A 21,840-nucleotide genomic window follows, 5' to 3' on the forward strand; every position below is an offset into this window, starting at 1 on the left:
TCTACCCAATTTCTGTGCACTTCGCACTAGCTAATTGGATCTCCCAAAACCCGAAGTAATATGACTTCTCGCAGCGACTGGCGTTCAAAATTAACGGCCAGACTTTTTGCGCCATAAATGCCTGCCACAGTAAAGATAGCAGATGTCAGGATAGCAATACCCTCGCCAAGACCAAACGCAGGCGCTAATAGCCACTGTCCAACCACAGCGCCTAGGATCATGGCAAACAACGGGACTAAATAAACCACCGCGGCCGATTGCAGCAGGCTTTTTTCCGGTAAGCCGATTTCCACCACCTGGCCTTCTTTAACCCGTTTGCTGGTCACTAGGTGCCAGTGCAGAGACTTGTTCCCCACCGCTTTCGAGACAATGCCGGTACCACAGCTTTTTTGCGACGAGCAACTGCTGCAGCTGGTTTGCTGTTCACAACTCAGCTCCACATCATAGCCCTTAGACCCTGATTTCACTGCAGATACTGTCGCTAAAGCGGTCATCATTGCGTGGCACTCGCTTGTTTATTGATGGTGACCGATTGAGCAATTCGCTTAGCGGTTGCAGGCGGAATATCTCCGATCACAGAGATCTCTTTGTCACCTTTTACGAAGCTGTGAAGTGTACGGCGCCCTTGACGAACCAGCTGACCTTTAAGTGAGTAATTGTCACTCTCAGACACATAGATGGAAAAACTAAACAGACCATCAGTGTACATCTGGGTTTCGACCATGCGGTTAGTATTCGCCATTCGATAACGGTTCAACTCTTTGGATTCAAACCCTTTCGGAATCCAGCCGACCGTCCAAAAGCTTTTCTCTAGTTCGCCTTTTGGCAGAGACAGTACATCGGGCAATTTAACGGTGTTCAAACCGCTAAGAATATCGGAAATCTGATCGTTGACGCTATAGGAAATGGTGCGGAACTGTTCCAACACTTCGCCATCACGATCAACCAGATCAGCTCTTAGTGGAAGCTTAGTTTGCTCATCGATCCACAGGATATAGGAATAGCGTAACCCGTCTTTCGGAGCAATTCTCAATACTTGACAAGCCGCGCCCGCTTCACGCGCTCGACCGACTTGAATAAAGTCGTAAATCTCACTCAGCTCATCAACATTAGAATTTAGAAGCGGGATAGTCGGAGCAACCATGTTACCGGACTCAATGGTAAACGGCTCAACACCAGGCTCAATGTAACTGACCTCATCACCTCGGCGAATCACTTCACGTACAGGTCCACTTAGGTAAACAAGGTGAGCGAGTTGCTGATCTTCGCTGCGAGCGTGGCGATACAGCAAAGGTTCGATGCTGTTTTTCTTAATCAGGATATAAGACAGTTCATAATTGAGATGCTGACTGGCTTCGTTCATTTGATGCAACAAAGCCTCTGCAGGTTTTTCTTCTGCAAAGGCTAGTGGCGAACTCAAACTGAACAGTGTCAGCGCACTGATCAGAAATTTTCTCATTCAACTACCGTTTCTGGGTTGTCATTATGCTCTACAGCGTTATCGCTATTGAGGCGAAGCTGTAATTCATAGTCTTGAAGCATGGCGTTAATTCGACGGCGCTGCTCCTGCACGTTAGTCTCACTTGACGCTGTTGGCTGTTCCACCGAAGAACGTGTCAAGCTCACTGGTTCAGCACTGCCAGCAAATGGAATCGTCTGCAGAACAGGCAATTGCTCCGTTTCCGGTTGGCTAGGGTCGCTACCACCATATTGTTGTACGCCTAAGATCACAGCGAGTGACACACACGCGGCAACCGCCACCTGACCAAATTGGCTGAGCCAAGCTGGCAACTGACGACGCGCTTGAGAAGGCGTCGGCTGCGCTTCTATGCGTTGTTCATTAATGTCGGCAATCTTGCCAGAGGTGAACGTTGAATGCGCGGGCTCATCTTCTAGCGCAAGTGCAACGCTGTCTGCAATGTTCCACTCCGGTTTCTCCGGTGCTTCACCTCGCATCACATCACCAATTAAATGGTAATTTTTCCAGGTTTGTAGGCTAGCTTGGTCTTGCTCTAATTCACCGATTAAAGCCTTATCGACCATCTCTCCATCCATGAGTGCTGAAAGTTTCTCTTTGTCAGCCATTCTTTTCACCATTAACGTTACTGGTACTAGCGTTGCAAAAGGGGTTGAATCTTTTTCTCAACCGCTTCACGAGCTCGGAAGATACGCGAGCGCACCGTTCCAACAGGACAATCCATCACCGCAGCGATTTCTTCGTAACTCAAGCCATCAAGCTCGCGCAACGTCATTGCGGTTTTTAAGTCATCAGGTAGTGCTTCGATCGCACTAAAAACTACTTGCTTCAATTCCTTGGACAACGTTAAGTTCTCAGGGTTCGAAATTTCTTTTAATGCACTACCAGTTTCGTAATATTCAGCTTCTTCAGTATCCACATCTTGCGCAGGCGGTCTACGACCCTGAGCGACGATGTGGTTTTTCGCAGTATTAACAGCGATTCGATATAACCAAGTATAGAAGGCACTTTCGCCACGAAAACTTGGTATAGCGCGATACGCTTTAATAAATGCTTCTTGTGCTACGTCAGGTACATCCCCCGGATTATTGACGTAGCGAGAAATAAGATTACATACTTTATTTTGGTATTTAGTGACCAACAAATTAAATGCTTGCTTATCTCCATTCTGAACTCGCTCAATTAACACTTGATCGGTCAGCTGCTCGTTCATTCGAGCGGGTACTCCTATTGTTATTAACCCCTATCTTGTCAGATATGAGCATTAATTATGCAAAATGTAGTATTGACACCACTGCTTACTTGAGCACTATTGTGACTCAGTAATGAATATAAAGTTCAAACTTTCTTCGAATTTTATTTGAGAAGTGATGGACCAGTAACTTCTGTTCCAGATTGTGGGGACGAAAGAGTTCAAAAGCAATGTTATTTACGAAGAATTGCATTCACTCCAGTGCTACTATAGTGAGCTAACTCTGGTATTTTCAGAGTCCATATTGCAATTTTAAATTGATTTAAGAGCGGGAACGCTCTGTAGCTGACGCTAAAAAGTTGGATTGGCGCCAGTACAACTTAACTCGGGAATTTAAAAGTTTTATGAACGCAAACCGTGAACATCAATGTGATGTGTTAGTGGTGGGTAGTGGCGCAGCCGGTCTGTCGTTAGCGTTACGTGTCGCGGAATATGGCAAAGTCATTGTATTGAGTAAGGGGCCGAGAAGCGAAGGCGCTACATATTACGCTCAAGGTGGTATTGCCGCTGTTTTTGACGAGTCAGACAGTATTGAATCGCATGTAGAAGACACACTAATAGCTGGCGCTGGCCTGTGCGAGCAAGAAACCGTTGAGTTTATCGCTGAAAATGCCAAAGAGTGTGTCCAGTGGCTGATCGATGGTGGGGTCCCATTTGATCGTGAAGATGGTGACAGTGACGAAAAACCTCGTTACCACCTGACGCGTGAAGGGGGTCATAGCCACCGTCGAATTTTGCATGCCGCGGATGCTACCGGTATGGCCATGCAAACGTCCTTGCAAGATAACGCTCACAACCACCCAAATATCACGGTACTAGAGCGACACAACGCACTCGATCTAATCTGCGAAGATAAAGTCGGTGGCGACAGCAAGAAAATTGTCGGCGCTTATATCTGGAACCGAAACCAAGAACACGTTGAAACGGTTCGAGCCAAGTTTGTGGTACTGGCAACAGGTGGCGCGTCTAAGGTTTATCAGTACACCTCTAACCCTGACGTTTCCTCTGGTGATGGTATTGCAATTGCGTGGCGAGCGGGCTGCCGAGTCGCGAATATGGAGTTCAACCAATTTCATCCAACTTGCCTGTATCACCCTGAAGCGAGAAACTTCCTGCTCACCGAAGCTCTGCGTGGTGAAGGCGCTTACCTGCGTCGTCCGGATGGCACTCGCTTTATGCCAGACTTTGATGAGAGAGAAGAATTGGCTCCTCGTGATGTCGTCGCACGTGCGATTGACTTTGAAATGAAACGCCTTGGGGCTGACTGTATGTATTTGGACATCAGCCACAAGCCAGCAGATTTCATCGAGAAGCACTTCCCGACCATCTACACACGCCTGATGGACCTTGGCATCGACATGACCAAGGAGCCAATTCCGGTTGTACCTGCGGCCCACTACACCTGCGGTGGCGTAATGGTCAATAAGCAAGGTGAAACGGATCTGTCTCAACTCTATGCCATTGGCGAAGTGAGTTATACCGGGTTGCATGGCGCCAACCGAATGGCATCGAACTCATTACTAGAGTGTGTTGTTTATGCGTGGTCAGCGGCCAATGATATTATCCGTCGAATGGATACTGCCGAACTTCCTCCTTCTCTTCCAGCATGGGACGAAAGTCAGGTTAGCTGTTCTGATGAAGAGGTTGTGATTCAGCACAACTGGCACGAATTGCGTCTGTTCATGTGGGACTACATGGGAATTGTTCGTACCGATAAGCGCCTAGAACGCGCGCTACGTCGTATTCAGTTGCTACAACAGGAAACGCACGAGTACTACAGTAACTTCAAGGTTTCGAATAACTTACTTGAGCTACGTAACCTACTTCAAGTCGCGGAACTGATGGTGCGTTGTGCAATGGAACGCAAGGAAAGCCGCGGTTTACACTACACACTCGATTATCCGGAGCTCGCCCCAGACAGCGGCCCCACCATCCTTGAACCAGAGAAAATCGATTCTTAATAATTAAAGGGAGCTTAATGCTCCCTTTTTAACATCACCAATAACTGCCGATAGTGCTCTTCCTTAACACTGTCTCGCCAAATCACTCTCTTACGGCCGCCTTTAGGCCAGATCAATATTCCGAACCCGGCTAAGCTCAAAACACTTCTTTGTATCTCGATGGGTTCACCATCCATTTCGCAGGAATCCGCAGAAGAGAAAACTAAGCCCCCTTGCATCGGCTCAGCAAGCCAGTTTGTTTGGCTGTGGTATTTAAGGAGTAACGCCACTGTAAAAACAGTCGCCGTTAGAGGGAGTTCGGAAGTAATCAAAAAACAACAGGCCAACATCAGGAAACTGATGTTGGCCTGTTGTGAAACGAATGAAGTTGAGGCGAAAAGCCTAACGCACTTTACTGAGGTTGTGGGCAACAATCTTGTCAACCATAGAAGCGTGACCTAAGTTTTCACTGCGACCGTGGCCCATAATCCAAGTAAACAAGTCTGGGTCATCACATTCAAGCAGAGACACAAAGTCACGCTGCTCATTGTCTTTCAATTCTTCAAAGCACTCTTCAAAGAAAGGCATAATGACAACATCCAGTTCCAGCATTCCGCGGCGACACGCCCATTTAATTCGCGCTTTTTCTTCGGTGGTGTACATTCTAATTCCTCACCTGTTCGGTTGTTTGCGCCGAGTGTAACAATCAAAATTGCCCACAACTACTAACTCAGTCACACTCCCGAGCTAGCTAACACATTTACGGCATAAATCCATACAGCTGAAAGGTTGTTTCCGTTAGTGCTTAAGCGCTAACATAGCGCTATTCGATAGCATTCAGGTAAACATCATGGAATGGCAACACGACTTTGCTCCACTTTCTCTTTCTAGCAATGACTCTCTTCCCGAACTTGTACTCACCCACCTCACGTCGTGGGGAATGATCACCGCACAAGGCGATGATAAAAAGTCTTACCTACAAGGTCAGGTGACCTGTGATGTTGTTCAACTGGCTGAAGATAGCGCCACGTTTGGCGCGCATTGTGATGCAAAAGGAAAAGTGTGGAGCGTATTCCGCTTGTTCCACCACCGAGGCGGTTACGCGATGCTACAGCCAAGCTCCGCGATTGAGACTGAACTCGCTGAACTCAAAAAATACGCTATTTTCTCCAAAATAGAATTTGCACAAAGTACCGATGTACTGTTGGGCTTAATTGGCGATAAAGCGAATCATGTCGTTGAAGAGCTCTCACAACAACGCGGTGATGTGCGAACTATCGAAGGTGGTACCGCGATTAAAATTGATCAGCAACGCTGGTTGCTGGCCATTGATGGCACTACTGCGGAACAACTATGCCAATCGATAAATGCGACCAAAGCTTGTGAAGACATCTGGACTCGACTGGATATTGAAGCAGCTATACCTGCAGTCACACAAGAGCAGCAAAGCGAGCATATTCCTCAAGCGCTTAACGTCCAAGCTCTGGGTGGAATTAGCTTCAGCAAAGGTTGTTACACGGGCCAAGAAACCGTCGCTCGTGCCAAGTACCGTGGTATGAATAAGCGCGCATTACAAATCGTCAGAGGTCACTCTGAATCCGAGATCAAAGCCAGAGCGGAAATAGAACGCTCTGTGGGTGATAATTGGCGTAGCGCAGGCCAGTTGATGAGTAGCTACCGCTTCAATGATGGCGTAAGCATCGGTCTCATCGTGTTACCCAATAACCTTGACTCTGATACCCACTTCCGTTTGAAAGATGCGCCAGATTCGATCTGGACTATGCAAGCACTGCCGTATTCTCTTGAAGATGACGAATAAGTTTGAGACAAAACTAACCCGCTACTTGACCGAGCAGCGGGTTTCTTTCCATATCCTGCCACACCAATCCCCAGCCATCACCATTGAAGACGCGGCTCAGCAGCGAGGGGTTAGACCGGCGCAAATGGTCAAATCCATGCTATTACGCGATATGGGTGATTTGTATGCGTTGGCTTGCGCGCCGGGTGACCGATCTGTTGATCCCAAAAAAGTGCGAGCATTACTCGGTTGCCGCCGAATGACCTGCGTTGATCTCTCCATGGTTGAAGAACTGACTGGCTACCAGATTGGCACAGTAACGCCTCTGCTGTTGCCGACAGAGATGCCGATTGTCTTTGATCGCCAGCTCCTGAACGAAGAGACGGTAACCATAAGCAGCGGCTCCAACATGGCAGGGATAGCATTAGCACGAGATGACCTCATTCGTCTCTGCAATCCAGTACTCGCAGACATCTGCCGTTGATAAGCCTTTCAAATCCTCTTGTATCACGTCATACAACTTGCACTTCAATGTGACAAAGATCTCAATAATAAACATATTCAATTTAAATTATTATTCAAATCGAAAGCATATATAGTCAAAAATAATATTTTAGTTTATGCTTATTTTCGTTGGTTAAAGTGCGAGCGAATTATGATGTATTGCTTGGTGTGTTTAGCTGCTGAGCGTTTGAATAGTAATAAACACACAAATCCTTCTCCAACGAAAAAGTGAATCCACTGATTGTTTCAGGACATCCACTTTTTGTGTAATGCATCTGTGACTATTCGCCCGCAATTATGCGGGCTTTTTTTATGCAAAAAATTTACCGTAAGCTGGCATATTATAAAAAAGTTAAACTATTCTTAGAAATGTCATAAATCTCGGGGTTAACTATTGCGCTGAATGATTAACCAAGACGAGTTCCCATCTCAGAACATAAGTGAGGTAATTGTCACAATAAAATGGATATTTATCGGGCGTTTTGCCTACAACGACACAAATATCCAAACAAACTCATTTTACTGCATATTCCTCCACCATAATCACATAAATAACAGGCGGAAAATCGTATACTTTGCAGTGCTTGCTAAACATAAGGATTACTCTATGAGACTGTTTAAGCGCTATACACCAGGTATGATTGCTAAACACGTAAGTCGGCTATTTAAGGGAAGAATTTATATCTACGGTATTGGTAAGTTTGAATTTGATAACGGTAAGCTGGTCTTACCGGAAAAAGCCGAACGGCGACATTTCCAAACGGTCAAGGAAGTGAATCAGGAAATTATGAGACTACGCTGTGCATACGCGTAGGCAAGAATTAAAAAGGGTTGGCAATCGCCAACCCTTTGTCATTTAAAATACCATCAAGGTAAGGTCGCTTCATGATATTGCGCTAGTGCAGGAAGATTCCCTTTTAAGCCAAGGGCGCGTTTCATGATTTCATCTTTCGCTCCTGGCAATTGTCCTACCAAAGCCATACCAATGCCTCGCGCTAGCTTCTTCGCAGGGTTATCACCAGCAAACAGATCTTTAAAGCCTTGCATCGCGGCAATCATCTTCGCAGCTTCAGATTTACGCCAGCGTTCATAACTGCGCAGGTTACGCTTAGTGCCGATATCCTCACCTTTACGCCATAAAGTCATCACCTCTTGCGCTAGACTCGCGGCATCAAGCAAACCAAGGTTAACGCCCTGCCCGGCTAATGGATGAATAGTATGTGCGGCATCCCCCACTAAGGCGACCCGTTCAACCGCAAAATCACGCGCATAACGCATTTTGAGCGGGAAGGCGAAACGTTGCCCAACGACTTCACATAACCCCAGTCGAGCGTCAAATTCTGCCGTCAGTGACTTGTTGAACTCTTCATCGGACATCGCGACTAAACTCTCTGCTCGATTCGGTTCTGTAGACCAAACAATCGAACTCATATTACTTTCTCCCATAGGTAAGAAAGCCAGAGGTCCTTGTGGGGTAAAGATCTGACGTGCCACTTTGTCATGCGTTTCTGCTGTCCAGATATTCGCAACCACAGCGCTATGTCCATAGTCCCAGTGCGTTAACGGAATATCCTGTTGTTTGCGCACCCAAGAGTTGGCACCATCCGCGCCGACCACCAGTTTAGCCGTCAATGCGTGACCATTGTCCAAAGTGAGCCAAGCTTCACTTTCACCGACCGCCATAGAGCTACACTGTGCAGGCATAAACAAACTGACATTCGACTGCTTCTTCACCTGCTCAAGTAGTGATAGTTGAATCACACGATTTTCAACAATATGTCCGAGATCGGGTTGAGCGAGCTTTTGCGCATCAAATTCTATCCGAGCAAAGCTGTCTTGTTCCCAGACTTCCATCGCCGAGTATGGCGCAGCACGGCGCTCTACAATACCACTCCAAGCCCCTAAATTACGCAATATGTTTTCACTTGAACGACTCAAGGCTGACACGCGAACATCTGGTAAGTCCGCCAATTCGCTATCAGGTACTCGGCTTTCTATCACCGCAATACGCAAATCGGTATCTTTAAATGCTGCGGCCAAAGCCAGGCCAACCATGCCACCACCGACAATTGCAATATCAACGCTTTGCATCATCTGAATTCAATCCTCATTTAAGCTGCTATCGAGCAACTAAGCCTAAAGTTCTTGCTAATAAAGGCGCTTTCAACACCGGAATGTTGTCCATCGCGGCCAAGCTGAGATTTCGACCAATACGTAGTGTGAGATAATCATTAGAAAAAATATGAACCAGAGACGATGTCAGTGAAATCGTCGCACTGCGATCATTTTCGCGGCGGCGTTTAAATTGGCTCAATACCGAATAATCTCCAGGATCGCCGCTATGACTGGCTATCGCCTCAGCCAGTGTCGCTACGTCACGAACCCCAAGGTTAAACCCTTGGCCAGCAATCGGGTGCAATGTTTGCGCTGCATTGCCAACAATGGCAAATCGATGTGAGGTGTTCTGCTCTCGATAGCGCAACAATAATGGATACGCAGCCCGCTGGCCGACTTTTTCCAATTTCCCCAATCGCCAGCCAAATGCGTGCTGGAGCTCTTTTAGAAAGGCATCATCATCGAGCGACATAACGCGCTGTGCATCATCTGGTCTTAAACACCAAACCAGAGACATGCGATGTTCGCTCATTGGCAATAGAGCCACAGGTCCAGAAGAGGTAAAACGTTCGAAAGCGCGACCTTGGTGATGCTCTGCCGTCTTAATGTTAGCAATGACCGCGACTTGCTCGAAGTCGTGCTCGTTAAAATCGAGTCCGATTTGCTGACAACAGGTCGAAATCGCACCGTCCGCCGCCACCAGCAGCTTCCCACTGATGGTTTGGCCATCATCTAGGTTAATGTGAACGCATTGCTGCTGTCGCTCGATCTGATTAACCGAGGCTGGGCACAGTAAAGTGATATTAGGGTCCTGAGCGACCTTCTCATGATAGAGACGGCCAACATCCGCTAATTCGACAACATAGCCCAAAGCTTCAACGCCAACTTCGAGGTTATCAATCTCAGTCATACCTGCATGAGAACGGTCAGAAACATGTATATGGCGGATAGCAGTCGCGAAGGTTGAAATGTCTTCCCACAACCCGAATTGCTTAAGAATATTGACGGTACCGTACGACAGGGCAATGGAACGCGAGTCAAAGCCAGGGTGAGCCTGATGGTCGACTTGGTAAGGCTCGACAACCGCGATAGACAGCGGCTGCTGAGAAAGTTTATTGATCGCCAGTGCCAGCGTCATGCCCGCCATTGCGCCACCAGCAATTACAACATCAAACTGCTTCATGGAGAGTCCTGATTAGTGGATGGTCGGAGCCTTTTTCTCTACCGGCTTTTGGCCAAATTCAGCGTGGATCGTCAGCGCACACGCTTTAACGTGTTCAATCACCTGCTCTAGCAGCTGCGCTTGCTCTTGCATATCGTCATCTTCATCGATACCCAGCTTGGCAATCTCTTCTAAATCCGCCAACGCTTCTTTAACATCCGTCGAAGCCTTTTTCAGATCGGCATTCACAAGGCCTAGGCCAGAAATGTAGTGATTCACCCATTCCGCGACACCGTCAGCGGTATCAAACAGGCTTGCACTGGCATCTTCATCAGGGATCAACATTGAAATATCCATGCCTGAACCGGTAAATTCGACGATGGTTGCATCCAATGTCGCCTGAGCCAATTGCAGTGACTTAGCAGGCCAACCCATACCATCATTGGTGTAATCAAAGATTAGCGGTTGCCAGCTTTTGTCTGTCAGACTTAAACCACCGCTTAGCATTCCCGCTAACAGGCCATGCAGTTCCGCAGGGTTCACCGCCAGACCAGCAGACTGAAGTTCACTTGCTAATGTCAGGTATTCTGGAAGATTGCGTTCGCTCATGAAAGAGACCTAAATTTGCTAAATAAGGCCAATCCTACCATTTACCAAGACCAGCGAAAACGAGCGATTGCGCAATTGTGGATAGCTTTTACACAATTTGCCCAATTACTGTGTTATTGCGTCATGATTTGTGCACCTTGATTGGGAAAAGCTTGAATCTTAACAAGCCTTTTCCTATAGTTTCCTCCTCGGTGATTGTCTGCATATCACCCCTACTAACGCATTTAGAGTCGGTATGAGTAATCAAGCAGTTGAAGTCGAAATTTTAGGCAAACTAACCCGGGTTAACTGCCCGTCTGGACAAGAAGAGTCTTTGCGTAACGCCGCTCAGCACCTTGATGAGCGTTTACAAGACATGGCTGCCAAGACAAAGATTACCAACGAAGTTCAACTGCTCACCTTTGTCGCTCTGAACGTCTGTCATGAGCTCGAAAGCCGTGATACAGTAGATGAACAACAGCAAAATGCGCTAAATGAGCAATTGGAAAAGCTCACGGCATCACTCAGTGATGCACTAAGTAAAGTAAAGCCAGGACAGCAATAGCCTTTACCGCCAAACAAGAATTTACCCTGGAGTGTTCGTGAGGGGATTAAGTCCCTGAGCCGATAAGCAATCCCTAAGGGTTAGTACTTGATAGCTATTGAGCAAGCTCGGCTTGAACCGAGAAGCCTACGGTTATCATTGCTGATCCGCCTTGAACCAGCTGGTTCAAGGGTCAAAATCTCCAACGGCACTCTGGGGTATCCTCCTCGGTACCCAACAACCATGGGTACTCTTATGATTCTTTCTCGACAAGATTTCAGAAAACTAATCCGCACCAAGCGCAATCAACTCAATGATGAAACCCAGCAAAAAGCGGGGATAGATTTAATTGCCCAATTTGCTCAATTGCCGGAAGTCTCTTCAGCTCAACACATTGCCCTTTACCTGTCTGCTGACGGTGAAATCAATACTACCCCATTGATTGACTGGTTAAGACAGCAAGGAAAAACGATTTACCTCCCTGTTATCCACCCATTTTCAACCGGACATTTGTTGTTTCTACGCTACGACCTTGAAACACCTATGGTACTTAATCGCTATAAGATTCAAGAACCTAAACTGGATCAAACCCAAATCATTACCGTCAGTCAGCTCGACCTTATCTGTACTCCACTAGTAGCGTTTGATCACCATGGACATCGTCTCGGCATGGGGGGAGGGTACTACGACCGAACATTGGAGCCTTGGTTCCACCATCAATCTGGGCCTAAACCCATAGGGCTCGCGCATGACTGCCAACAGGTCGAGCAACTGCCCACTGAATCCTGGGATGTGCCTTTACCAAAAATAGTGACACCAAAGCAGATCTGGGATTGGGAATAGCCTCAGATTGGTTATATAATCGCGCCGCAAACGTTAAATTCAAACCTCATTCAGGAGATGGGCATGACTCAAGATGAAATGAAGAAAGAAGCTGGTTGGGCAGCACTTAAGTATGTTGAAAAAGACAGCATTGTCGGTGTTGGTACAGGCTCTACGGTAAATCACTTCATCGACGCACTCGGTACAATCAAAGACGATATCAAAGGTGCAGTTTCTAGCTCAGAAGCATCGACTGAAAAGCTGAAAGATTTAGGCATCGAAGTCTTCGACTGTAATGAAGTGGCGAACTTAGATGTCTACGTTGACGGTGCTGACGAAATCAACGCAGCACGCGACATGATCAAAGGTGGTGGCGCGGCGCTAACACGCGAGAAAATTGTTGCGGCTATTTCGGATAAATTTGTCTGTATCGTAGATGGCACCAAAGCTGTTGACGTTCTGGGTGAGTTCCCGTTACCTGTAGAGGTCATCCCAATGGCGCGTTCTTACGTCGCTCGAGAAATGGTAAAACTTGGTGGCGACCCTGTGTACCGTGAAGGCGTGGTGACAGATAACGGCAACGTTATCCTTGATGTGCATGGCATGCAGATCACCAACCCGAAAGAAATGGAAGATAAAATCAATGCTATCGCAGGTGTTGTGACGGTTGGCTTATTTGCTCACCGTGGTGCGGACGTAGTGATCACTGGCACGCCTCAAGGGGCAAAAATCGAAGATTAATTGAAGCTAGTTTCGGTTATTTCATTACAAACGGCACCATTAGGTGCCGTTTTCGTCTTTTATCCTATAAAAATTATTCCTTATTCCGTAATTTTCTTACCCAAAGTGTATTTTTTTTGTTAACTTAGTGAGCAGAAGACGCACAAGGAAAACGTTTGCGTCAGGCTTTTTGCTAACAAAACGTTTGCTTTAATAACATTACACCGCTTGTGCGCCAGTTAAGCCCCAAATTTCCATTTTAAGGACGAAGACAATGGCCAAAGTTTCACTGGAAAAAGACAAAATTAAGATCCTCCTGCTTGAAGGTCTTCACCCATCTTCGGTAGAAGTGCTGCAGGCTGCTGGTTACACCAATATTGAATACCACAAAGGCTCGTTACCGGAAGACGAATTGCTAGAAGCGGTAAAGGATGTTCACTTCATCGGTATTCGCTCCCGCACTAACCTATCGCAGGAAGTGATCAACGCAGCAGAAAAGCTAGTCGCGATTGGTTGTTTCTGTATTGGTACCAACCAAGTCGATCTTAATGCAGCCGCTGTTCGTGGTATTCCAGTGTTTAATGCCCCATTCTCGAACACACGCAGTGTGGCGGAATTGGTTCTCGGTCAAGTCCTGCTTCTACTGCGCGGGATTCCAGAAAAGAACGCCCTAGCACACCGTGGTATCTGGAAGAAAAGCGCCGATAACTCATACGAGGCTCGAGGCAAACGCTTAGGTATTATCGGCTATGGTCACATTGGCACGCAGCTAGGTATCATCGCGGAAAACCTCGGGATGCGTGTTTACTTCTACGATATTGAGAACAAGCTATCACTTGGTAATGCCACTCAAGTACATACCATGAGTGAACTGCTGAACAAGTGTGATGTAATTTCTCTGCACGTTCCAGAAACCGCTGGCACCAAAAACATGATGGGTGCAGAAGAATTTGCTCGTATGAAACCGGGGGCGATTTTCATCAACGCAGCGCGTGGCACTGTGGTTGATATCGAAGCACTTTGCCATGCGATGGAATCTGGTCATCTTGCTGGTGCTGCGATTGACGTATTCCCAACCGAGCCTAAAACCAACGCAGACCCATTTGAATCACCACTGCAGAAGTTCGACAATGTCATCCTGACACCACACGTGGGTGGTTCTACGCAGGAAGCTCAAGAAAACATTGGTGTCGAAGTGGCAGGTAAACTGGCGAAATACTCTGACAACGGTTCGACGCTTTCAAGTGTTAACTTCCCTGAAGTGTCTCTGCCTGAACACCGTGACTGTTCTCGTCTATTGCACATTCACAAAAACCGCCCAGGTATCCTGACTCAGATAAACACTATCTTTGCAGAAGAAGGCATCAACATCGCCGGTCAGTATCTACAGACTAGCGCCGATATCGGTTATGTCGTTATCGATGTTGAAACCAGCCGCTCTGAAGAAGCACTTAAGAAACTCAAAGGTATTGAAGGCACGCTACGCGCGCGTATCCTTCACTAAGTAAAACCTCAACGCTATCAAAGCCACTGCCGTTGCAGTGGCTTTTTTAATGCTCCACATTTCTGCCCTTACCAAACATCACACCATAATGTTCTCTTGTGAACAAAAACTGTTCATTAATGAGCTTCTTAGTTATCACGAAAACTAGCAATTACGGAATCAAAGTCGAAGTTTTTCAGACTAACTTTCTGTATTTTCGTAAAATTTAATACTTATGCAACATTTATCACAGAAATAACTCTCATTATTCATACAATGCCCAACACTTTCGAACGAAATACATTTTGCTCGTTCGCTTTTCCTTTACTTACCATCGCACAATAACAATGAGGTCCCTATGTTTGGAATCTTCAAACCTAAGGCGCACATCGACCGCTTATCTTCCGATAAGCTCGACAGCACTTATTCCCGATTACGTTGGCAGCTCTTTATCGGTATCTTTGTCGGCTATGCTGGCTACTACTTAGTTCGAAAGAACTTCAGCTTGGCAATGCCTTACCTGATCGAACAAGGCTTTAGCCGTGGCGATCTTGGTGTTGCTTTAGCGGCAGTTTCGATTGCTTACGGCTTATCTAAATTCTTAATGGGTAGCGTCTCTGATCGATCAAACCCACGCTATTTCCTCAGTGGCGGCTTGTTGATGTCCGCACTGATCATGTTTTGCTTCGGTTTCATGCCTTGGGCAACGGGCAGCATCACGGCAATGTTCATCCTGCTTTTCCTGAATGGTTGGTTCCAAGGGATGGGTTGGCCTGCCTGTGGTAGAACCATGGTTCACTGGTGGTCACGCAAAGAACGTGGGGAAGTCGTTTCAGTATGGAATGTCGCCCACAACGTAGGCGGAGGTCTGATTGGTCCTCTCTTCATCCTTGGGCTATGGGCATTTAATGACGACTGGCGTACCGCTTTTTACGTTCCTGCCTTTTTCGCCACGCTGGTTGCCATTTTTGTCTGGATGACAGTCCGTGACACGCCACAATCCTGCGGCTTGCCACCCATTGAAGAATATAAAAACGACTACCCAGACGATTACGATAAATCGCATGAAAAGGAAATGACGGCCAAAGAAATCTTCTTTAAGTACGTTTTTTCTAACAAGCTACTTTGGTCAATTGCCATTGCGAACGCGTTTGTTTATCTGATCCGCTATGGCGTGCTTGACTGGGCACCGGTTTACCTCAAAGAAGCAAAAGACTTCACAGTTGATAAATCTTCATGGGCTTACTTCCTTTACGAGTGGGCAGGTATTCCGGGCACCTTATTGTGTGGTTGGATTTCTGACAAGCTGTTCAAAGGTCGCCGCGCTCCAGCCGGTATCCTGTTTATGGCCTTAGTAACTGTTGCCGTCTTGGTTTACTGGTTCAACCCAGCCGGTAACCCTGCGGTAGACATGATGGCACTGGTTGCCATTGGCTTCCTGATTTACGGTCCGGTTATGTTGATCGGTTTGTATGCTCTTGAACTTGCACCGAAAAAAGCCGCAGGTACCGCTGCTGGTCTAACCGGACTATTTGGTTACCTAGGCGGTGCAGTGGCTGCTAACGCGATTCTGGGTTACACCGTGGATCACTTTGGCTGGGATGGTGGATTTATCATTCTCGTAGCATCTTGTATCGCGTCGATTATTTGTCTAATTTATGCATTTATTGGCGAGCGTGCTCACCATAAACAGAAAGAAGCCGAAAAGGCAGCACTCGCTTAATACTCATCAAAGAGGCAGCATCGCTGCCTCATTTTAATCAAGGAATGAAGAATGAAAACAACGTCAGTTTGCGCTACATTTCTGGCTCTTAGCCTATCTGCTGGAGCTTTGGCTAAGCCTCTAGTCATCGCTCACCGCGGCGCGTCAGGCTATCTGCCAGAACATACTCTAGAAGCAAAAGCTTTGGCTTACGCAATGAAACCGGATTACATCGAGCAAGATGTTGTCATGACTAAAGATGATCAGTTGGTTGTCCTTCACGATCATTATTTAGATCGAGTCACCGATGTGGCAGAGCGCTACCCTGATCGTGCTCGCGCTGATGGCCGCTATTATGCGATTGACTTTACGCTTGCAGAAATCAAAACCCTAAAGGTGACTGAAGGGTTCAATATTGACGACAATGGCAATAAAGTTGCGGGTTATCCGACTCGTTTTCCGATGTGGAAATCCGATTTCAGCGTCCCTACTCTGGCTGAAGAAATTGAGCTGATTCAAGGGCTCAACAAGACACTTGGTTACGATATTGGTATCTACCCTGAAATCAAAGCCCCTTGGTTCCACCGTCATGAAGGCAAAGACATCTCTTCCGCAGTGCTTAAGCTATTAAAGCAGTACGGCTATGACAGTCAGGATGACAAAGTGTACCTGCAATGCTTTGACGCCAATGAGCTCAAACGCATTAACGATGAACTCATGCCTAGTATGGACATGGATCTCAAGTTAGTGCAGCTGATGGCTTACACTGACTGGAACGAAACCATGGTCTACAAAGGCGATACGGCAACCCCGTACAGCTATGATTGGATGTTCGAATCAGGCGCAATGAAGGAAGTTGCTAAGTACGCCGAAGGCATTGGCCCTTGGAAACCTATGCTGGTCGATGATAAATCAACCAAAGACAACATTATTATCAAACCGTTGATGAAAGAGGCAAAAGCAGCAGGCCTAGATGTCCATCCATACACTTTCCGAGCCGATCCTGGCCGTATTCCGAGTTATACGGATAGCTTCGAGGGAATGATGGATATCTTCTACAATCAGGTCAAAGTAGATGGCCTGTTTACCGATTTCCCAGACAAAGCAGTCAGCTTTCTCAACAAATAATCCTTAAACAAAAAAGCCTTAGTCCATGACTAAGGCTTTTCTTTTACAACTCGTATCAAGCTAAGGTTTTAGTGAACGCTCACCGCGTGCAATCCCCACCACACCACTTCGCGCAACCTCAATGACATCGGTCACTTCGGAAATCGCTTGAATGAACGCATCCAGCTTTTCACTGGTACCCGCTAGTTGAACCGTGTATTGAGAAGCAGTGACATCAACAATCTGACCACGGAAGATATCCGCTGTACGCTTTACTTCTGCACGAGCAAAACCGCTGGCTTTCACTTTAACCATCATCAGCTCGCGCTCAATATGATCAAGTTCGGTAACTTCCTGAACTTTCAAGACATCGATCAACTTATTGAGCTGTTTCTGGATCTGTTCAAGCTGCATATCATCGGAAATCGTTGTGATGTTCAAACGCGACAGCGTTTCATCATCTGTCGGTGATACGGTTAACGACTCAATGTTGTAGCCACGTTGTGAGAACAGACCTACCACTCGGGATAACGCACCCGGTTGGTTTTCCATTAGCAGTGAAATAATGTGTCTCATATTATGTTCTCTCCGTTTTGCTTAGCCACATCTTGTCCATACCTTCGCCTTTGATTTGCATTGGGTACACATGCTCAGTTTCATCAACATTGATATCAACAAACACTAAACGATCTTTCATTTCTAATGCTTGTTTCAATCCAGACTCAAGCTGATCTGGAGTTTCAATGCGAATCCCCGCATGTCCGTATGCTTCTGCAATCGCAACGAAGTCCGGAACGGAGCTCATATATGAGTTAGAATGTCTTCCTTGGTAAACAATGTCTTGCCACTGTTTCACCATACCTAGGAAACGGTTATTCAGGTTAATGATCTTGACTGGGATATCATATTGCAGCGCCGTCGACAGTTCCTGAATGTTCATCTGGATACTGCCATCACCGGTCACGACCACAACCTCTTCATCAGGCTTAGCAAATTTAACCCCAAGGCCAGCTGGCAGACCGAAGCCCATCGTGCCGAGACCACCAGAATTAATCCAGCGACGTGGTTTATTAAACGGATAGTAAAGCGCTGCGAACATCTGGTGCTGACCCACATCAGAAGCAACGTACGCATCACCATTTGTCAACTTGTGTAGTACTTCAATCACCTGTTGCGGTTTAATACGCTCAGGCGTGGATTCATAAGACAGGCACTCACGGTCACGCCAAGTCTGGATATCATCCCACCAGCTTTGAAGCGCTTCGCCATCATTGGTCGCGCCTTGCTCTTCCAGCAGTGACACCATACTCGCCAGTACTTTCTCCGCAGAGCCAACAATAGGCAGGTCTGCTTTGACGTTCTTCGAGATAGATGACGGGTCAATATCAATATGCATTACTTTGGCATTCGGACAATACTTTTCCAGATTGTTGGTGGTTCGATCATCAAATCGCACACCGATACCAAAGATTAAGTCTGCGTTGTGCATGGCCATATTGGCCTCATACACACCATGCATCCCCAGCATACCAAGAGAATTTTTATGCGTACCCGGGAAAGCGCCTAGCCCCATCAAAGTGCTGACAACAGGTAAGTTTAATGCCTCTGACAGTTTCAGAATCTGCTCATCCGCTTCAGAAATTACGGCGCCGCCACCGACGTAAAGAACCGGCTTTTTCGCCGCAAGTAGTGCTTTCAAGGCCTTTTTGATCTGGCCTTTGTGACCCGTCGTGGTTGGCTTATATGAACGCATTGAAATACTGGCAGGATATTCGTATGGCAGTTTGATCTGCGGATTCATCACATCTTTTGGCAGATCGATAACAACCGGGCCAGGACGCCCTGTTGTCGAAATATAGAAAGCTTTCTTCATGATTTCAGGAATATCTTCTGCTTTCTTAACCAAGAAGCTGTGTTTAACAATCGGACGCGAGACGCCGACAATATCACACTCTTGGAAAGCATCATTACCAATCAGGCTGTTAGGTACGTTACCTGAAATCACGATCATAGGAATCGAGTCCATGTACGCGGTCGCAATACCTGTCACAGTATTGGTCGCGCCTGGACCAGAGCACACCAGAACCACACCTGGTTTGCCAGTTGCACGGGTATAGCCATCTGCCATATGGGTAGCGGCTTGTTCATGACGAACTAGGACGTGCTTGATTTGATCTGTCTTAGCATGAAGTGCATCGTAGATATCCAAAACGGAACCGCCTGGATATCCGAAAATTTGTTCAACACCTTCTTCGATCAGAGATTGAACGACCATCTCCGCACCGGACAACATTGCTGCCATATTATTCTCCTCACCAGTTTACCAATTAATAAGGTCAACTAATTGGGCTGGTTTTACATAGTCTAGGGCTTATTCGTAGCCTAAATCGAAATACTTCCACTTTTTCGGCTATGCCTTGTTCTGTCGTAACAGAAAACAAGTTCACGCAACAAATGTAACGTTTTCTTATCAAAGGATCTAATGCGACTAAACTCTCATTTTAAACAAGATGCTATTTATCAAACTAATATAAGGAAAGAACACCATCCAAAACATAAAAATCAGAAAATATGACAAATAAATACCAAAAATTCAGAGTAAAATATTATCCAGCACTGCATCACTACAACATTTTTACCACAAAAGTCGTAAAATTCAGGCATAAAAAATCCCTCATCGGCTAATTTGAACCGACTGAGGGATTTTTAAACACTTCGAAATTTAACTTGTCAGAGATTTACTTTTTCATTGCCGTATCACTGTACATTTCTTCAATTTCGTCCTGATATTTGTCGTTAATAACCTTACGGCGCAGTTTCTGAGTTGGGGTTAACTCACCTTCATCCATCGAGAAGGCTTTCGGTAGCAATTTGAACTTCTTAACCTGCTCAAACTTCGCCAGCTCTTGTTGCAGGTCATTCACCCGTTTTTCGAGCATTTCTACCACTTGATGATGCTTAATCAGTTCAACACGATCATGGTATTTGATGTTCAGCTCTTTCGCGTACTCTTCCAAACTGTCGTAGCACGGCACAATAAGCGCAGAAACAAACTTACGCGTATCCGCAATCACGGCGATCTGCTCGATAAAGTGGTCTTTACCGATTGCCCCTTCGATCATCTGCGGTGCAATGTACTTACCACCAGACGTTTTCATCAGCTCTTTAATGCGATCGGTAATAAACAAGTTGCCGTCTTCATCAATATGGCCCGCATCCCCAGTTTTGAGGAAGCCATGCTCATCAAACGTTTTTGCCGTTTCTTCCGGCATCTTGTAGTAACCACGCATCACCATAGGGCCACGGACGAGAATTTCGTTGTTTTCGCCAATCTTTACCTGTGCACCAGGCATGGCCATGCCTATGGAATCTGGGTTGAAGCTATTGTCTGCCCAACAAGACACCGTCGCTGTCGTTTCTGTCATGCCGTAACCAAGCTTGACGTTAATTCCCATCGCATGGAAAAAGCGGCCAATCGTCTCATCCAACTTCGCACCACCACATGGCATAAAGTTAATTCGACCACCCAGTAGAGCGCGTAGCTTGGACAGCACCAACTTGTCAGCCAACTGATGAGACTTTTTCAAAATGAAAGAAGGTTGACGTCCTTCCTGATCGCAGGCAGCCATTTTGGCGCCCATATTCACAGCCCAAGTAAACAATACTTTGCGAATCATCGGGGCCTTGGAAACTTTTTCATGAATGGCGGAGAAGATTTTCTCGTAAAAACGCGGAACCGCACACATCACTGTCGGTTGAACTTCGCTTAATGCTTCACGAACCTGCATCGTATCCTGCAGGTAACAGTTGGTGGCACCACGATACAATACGTAGAAAGTCCATGCTCGCTCAAACACGTGTGATAAAGGTAGGAAACAAAGCGAAACATCATCTTGAGACAAACTTAATCGGGCGTCATGACCTTCAAGCTGAGCGGCAACATTGCCATAGTCCAGCATCACCCCTTTTGGCTGACCCGTTGTACCTGAGGTGTAAATCAAGGTCAGCAAGTCTTCAATATTGGCATCATCAAGACGGGTATCTAACTCGTCCTGCATGGCTTTATCAGCCGCAACGACGAACTGTTGCCATGAGCGCGCAAAACCATAGTCGCCTACATCCACATCGTCCGACATCGCCACAACCAATTCCAATTGCGGGCATTGTTCAAAAATCGACACAGCCGCATCAAACTGGGCCTGTTCGCCGACAAATAAGATACGCACATCAGCGTCTTGCAGAATGTAGGAAGATTGCGCTGCGGTATTAGTAGGGTAAATAGGCACTGTCACCGCACGGGTTTGAAGTGCCGCGAAATCCGTGATGGTCCACTGAGGCATATTGTTGGCAAAGATGCCGATTTTGTCTTGGACTTTTATGCCGTGCGTCAATAACGCAAGCGATAATGCATCTATCTGCTGGCCAAACTGCTTCCAACTAATGCCGTTCCACATCTCACCCACTTTATGTTTAAGAGCAATACGGTCACCGCTTTTGGCAATTTGTTCGCGAATTTTTTTTACAATATGAAAATCTAAGTTGGCCATCTCTAACTACCTTTAAGCTTACACCTGTAAGCTTTTTTGAGCGCACAAGTGTACATTTCAGGTCACAAAAGGCAACTGA

General features: G+C 46.5%; 21 protein-coding genes and 1 other RNA gene. 11 read left to right on the forward strand and 11 right to left on the reverse strand.

The window, feature by feature from the left end:
- Positions 1 to 26 precede the first annotated feature (26 nt).
- From F0265_RS20025 to rpoE, 4 genes are read right to left on the reverse strand one after another with little or no spacing between them, the layout of a single operon-like run.
- Positions 27 to 497, reverse strand: coding sequence for a SoxR reducing system RseC family protein (locus F0265_RS20025; protein WP_171750132.1), 471 nt, complete (start codon positions 495 to 497; stop codon positions 27 to 29).
- Positions 494 to 1,459 (reverse strand): sigma-E factor regulatory protein RseB, encoded by a 966-nt coding sequence (gene rseB, locus F0265_RS20030; RefSeq protein ID WP_019274409.1) that lies wholly within the window; start codon positions 1,457 to 1,459, stop codon positions 494 to 496. Before rseB ends, F0265_RS20025 begins: the two co-directional genes overlap by 4 nt.
- Positions 1,456 to 2,085 carry an RseA family anti-sigma factor gene (locus F0265_RS20035; protein WP_171750133.1) on the reverse strand — a complete coding sequence of 210 codons (630 nt, stop codon included), beginning with the start codon at positions 2,083 to 2,085 and terminating at the stop codon, positions 1,456 to 1,458. The genes rseB and F0265_RS20035 overlap by 4 nt, the downstream gene beginning before the upstream one ends.
- Positions 2,086 to 2,111: 26 nt before the next feature.
- Positions 2,112 to 2,690, reverse strand: coding sequence for an RNA polymerase sigma factor RpoE (gene rpoE, locus F0265_RS20040; protein ID WP_006957798.1), 579 nt, complete (start codon positions 2,688 to 2,690; stop codon positions 2,112 to 2,114).
- A 383-nt stretch (positions 2,691 to 3,073) separates the two neighbouring features.
- Here rpoE and nadB point away from each other — a divergent pair, with 383 nt between their 5' ends.
- On the forward strand, positions 3,074 to 4,690 hold the full coding sequence (gene nadB, locus F0265_RS20045; RefSeq protein WP_006957799.1) for an L-aspartate oxidase: 1,617 nt from the start codon (positions 3,074 to 3,076) through the stop codon (positions 4,688 to 4,690).
- A 381-nt stretch (positions 4,691 to 5,071) separates the two neighbouring features.
- Here the strand turns inward: nadB and F0265_RS20050 are convergent, their stop codons facing one another.
- Positions 5,072 to 5,332, reverse strand: a complete 261-nt coding sequence (locus F0265_RS20050) for a succinate dehydrogenase assembly factor 2 (RefSeq protein WP_006957800.1) — start codon at positions 5,330 to 5,332, stop codon at positions 5,072 to 5,074.
- Between the two features lie 187 nt (positions 5,333 to 5,519).
- On the opposite strand from F0265_RS20050, the gene ygfZ reads away from it, so the two are divergent.
- The 3 genes from ygfZ to F0265_RS20065 all read left to right on the forward strand — a co-directional run bounded on the left by ygfZ (position 5,520) and on the right by F0265_RS20065 (position 7,785).
- Positions 5,520 to 6,488, forward strand: a complete 969-nt coding sequence (ygfZ, locus tag F0265_RS20055; protein WP_171750134.1) for a tRNA-modifying protein YgfZ — start codon at positions 5,520 to 5,522, stop codon at positions 6,486 to 6,488.
- Complete coding sequence (locus F0265_RS20060) at positions 6,478 to 6,951, forward strand: YbaK/EbsC family protein (protein WP_171750135.1); 474 nt, start codon at positions 6,478 to 6,480, stop codon at positions 6,949 to 6,951. Before ygfZ ends, F0265_RS20060 begins: the two co-directional genes overlap by 11 nt.
- Before the next feature lie 627 nt (positions 6,952 to 7,578).
- The gene (locus F0265_RS20065) at positions 7,579 to 7,785 is read left to right on the forward strand and encodes a DUF1107 domain-containing protein (RefSeq protein WP_006957803.1); all 207 of its coding nucleotides are present in this window, start codon (positions 7,579 to 7,581) and stop codon (positions 7,783 to 7,785) included.
- Positions 7,786 to 7,838: 53 nt separating this feature from the next.
- Here the strand turns inward: F0265_RS20065 and F0265_RS20070 are convergent, their stop codons facing one another.
- From F0265_RS20070 to F0265_RS20080, 3 genes are read right to left on the reverse strand one after another with little or no spacing between them, the layout of a single operon-like run.
- A complete protein-coding gene (locus F0265_RS20070; protein ID WP_171750136.1) occupies positions 7,839 to 9,065 on the reverse strand; it encodes an FAD-dependent 2-octaprenylphenol hydroxylase in 1,227 nt (408 codons plus the stop codon).
- Between the two features lie 25 nt (positions 9,066 to 9,090).
- Entirely contained in the window at positions 9,091 to 10,269 is a 1,179-nt protein-coding gene (ubiH, locus tag F0265_RS20075; RefSeq protein WP_171750137.1) for a 2-octaprenyl-6-methoxyphenyl hydroxylase, read from the reverse strand.
- Positions 10,270 to 10,281: 12 nt separating this feature from the next.
- A complete protein-coding gene (locus F0265_RS20080; protein ID WP_171750138.1) occupies positions 10,282 to 10,857 on the reverse strand; it encodes a YecA family protein in 576 nt (191 codons plus the stop codon).
- Between the two features lie 235 nt (positions 10,858 to 11,092).
- Here F0265_RS20080 and zapA point away from each other — a divergent pair, with 235 nt between their 5' ends.
- The 7 genes from zapA to glpQ all read left to right on the forward strand — a co-directional run bounded on the left by zapA (position 11,093) and on the right by glpQ (position 17,235).
- The gene (gene zapA / locus F0265_RS20085; RefSeq protein WP_006957807.1) at positions 11,093 to 11,401 is read left to right on the forward strand and encodes a cell division protein ZapA; all 309 of its coding nucleotides are present in this window, start codon (positions 11,093 to 11,095) and stop codon (positions 11,399 to 11,401) included.
- Between the two features lie 20 nt (positions 11,402 to 11,421).
- Positions 11,422 to 11,604, forward strand: a non-coding RNA gene (gene ssrS / locus F0265_RS20090) — 6S RNA.
- A 31-nt stretch (positions 11,605 to 11,635) separates the two neighbouring features.
- Complete coding sequence (locus F0265_RS20095; protein ID WP_171750139.1) at positions 11,636 to 12,223, forward strand: 5-formyltetrahydrofolate cyclo-ligase; 588 nt, start codon at positions 11,636 to 11,638, stop codon at positions 12,221 to 12,223.
- A 63-nt stretch (positions 12,224 to 12,286) separates the two neighbouring features.
- Complete coding sequence (rpiA, locus tag F0265_RS20100) at positions 12,287 to 12,943, forward strand: ribose-5-phosphate isomerase RpiA (RefSeq protein ID WP_171750140.1); 657 nt, start codon at positions 12,287 to 12,289, stop codon at positions 12,941 to 12,943.
- 253 nt (positions 12,944 to 13,196) lie between these two features.
- The gene (gene serA / locus F0265_RS20105) at positions 13,197 to 14,426 is read left to right on the forward strand and encodes a phosphoglycerate dehydrogenase (protein ID WP_006957810.1); all 1,230 of its coding nucleotides are present in this window, start codon (positions 13,197 to 13,199) and stop codon (positions 14,424 to 14,426) included.
- A 337-nt stretch (positions 14,427 to 14,763) separates the two neighbouring features.
- Positions 14,764 to 16,128, forward strand: coding sequence for a glycerol-3-phosphate transporter (glpT, locus tag F0265_RS20110; RefSeq protein ID WP_171750141.1), 1,365 nt, complete (start codon positions 14,764 to 14,766; stop codon positions 16,126 to 16,128).
- A 51-nt stretch (positions 16,129 to 16,179) separates the two neighbouring features.
- Positions 16,180 to 17,235 carry a glycerophosphodiester phosphodiesterase gene (glpQ, locus tag F0265_RS20115; RefSeq protein ID WP_171750142.1) on the forward strand — a complete coding sequence of 352 codons (1,056 nt, stop codon included), beginning with the start codon at positions 16,180 to 16,182 and terminating at the stop codon, positions 17,233 to 17,235.
- A gap of 60 nt (positions 17,236 to 17,295) precedes the next feature.
- Here glpQ and ilvN read toward each other — a convergent pair whose 3' ends face one another.
- From ilvN to F0265_RS20130, 3 genes are all read right to left on the reverse strand, one after another.
- A complete protein-coding gene (gene ilvN, locus F0265_RS20120) occupies positions 17,296 to 17,790 on the reverse strand; it encodes an acetolactate synthase small subunit (protein ID WP_006957816.1) in 495 nt (164 codons plus the stop codon).
- A 1-nt stretch (position 17,791) separates the two neighbouring features.
- Entirely contained in the window at positions 17,792 to 19,516 is a 1,725-nt protein-coding gene (locus F0265_RS20125; RefSeq protein WP_021458396.1) for an acetolactate synthase 3 large subunit, read from the reverse strand.
- Between the two features lie 436 nt (positions 19,517 to 19,952).
- Positions 19,953 to 21,761, reverse strand: a complete 1,809-nt coding sequence (locus tag F0265_RS20130) for a long-chain fatty acid--CoA ligase (protein WP_171750143.1) — start codon at positions 21,759 to 21,761, stop codon at positions 19,953 to 19,955.
- Positions 21,762 to 21,840 lie beyond the last annotated feature (79 nt).

Origin of the sequence: Vibrio sp. RE88 (assembly GCF_013113835.1) — a bacterium.
In the GTDB taxonomy this organism is placed as follows: Bacteria; Pseudomonadota; Gammaproteobacteria; order Enterobacterales; family Vibrionaceae; genus Vibrio.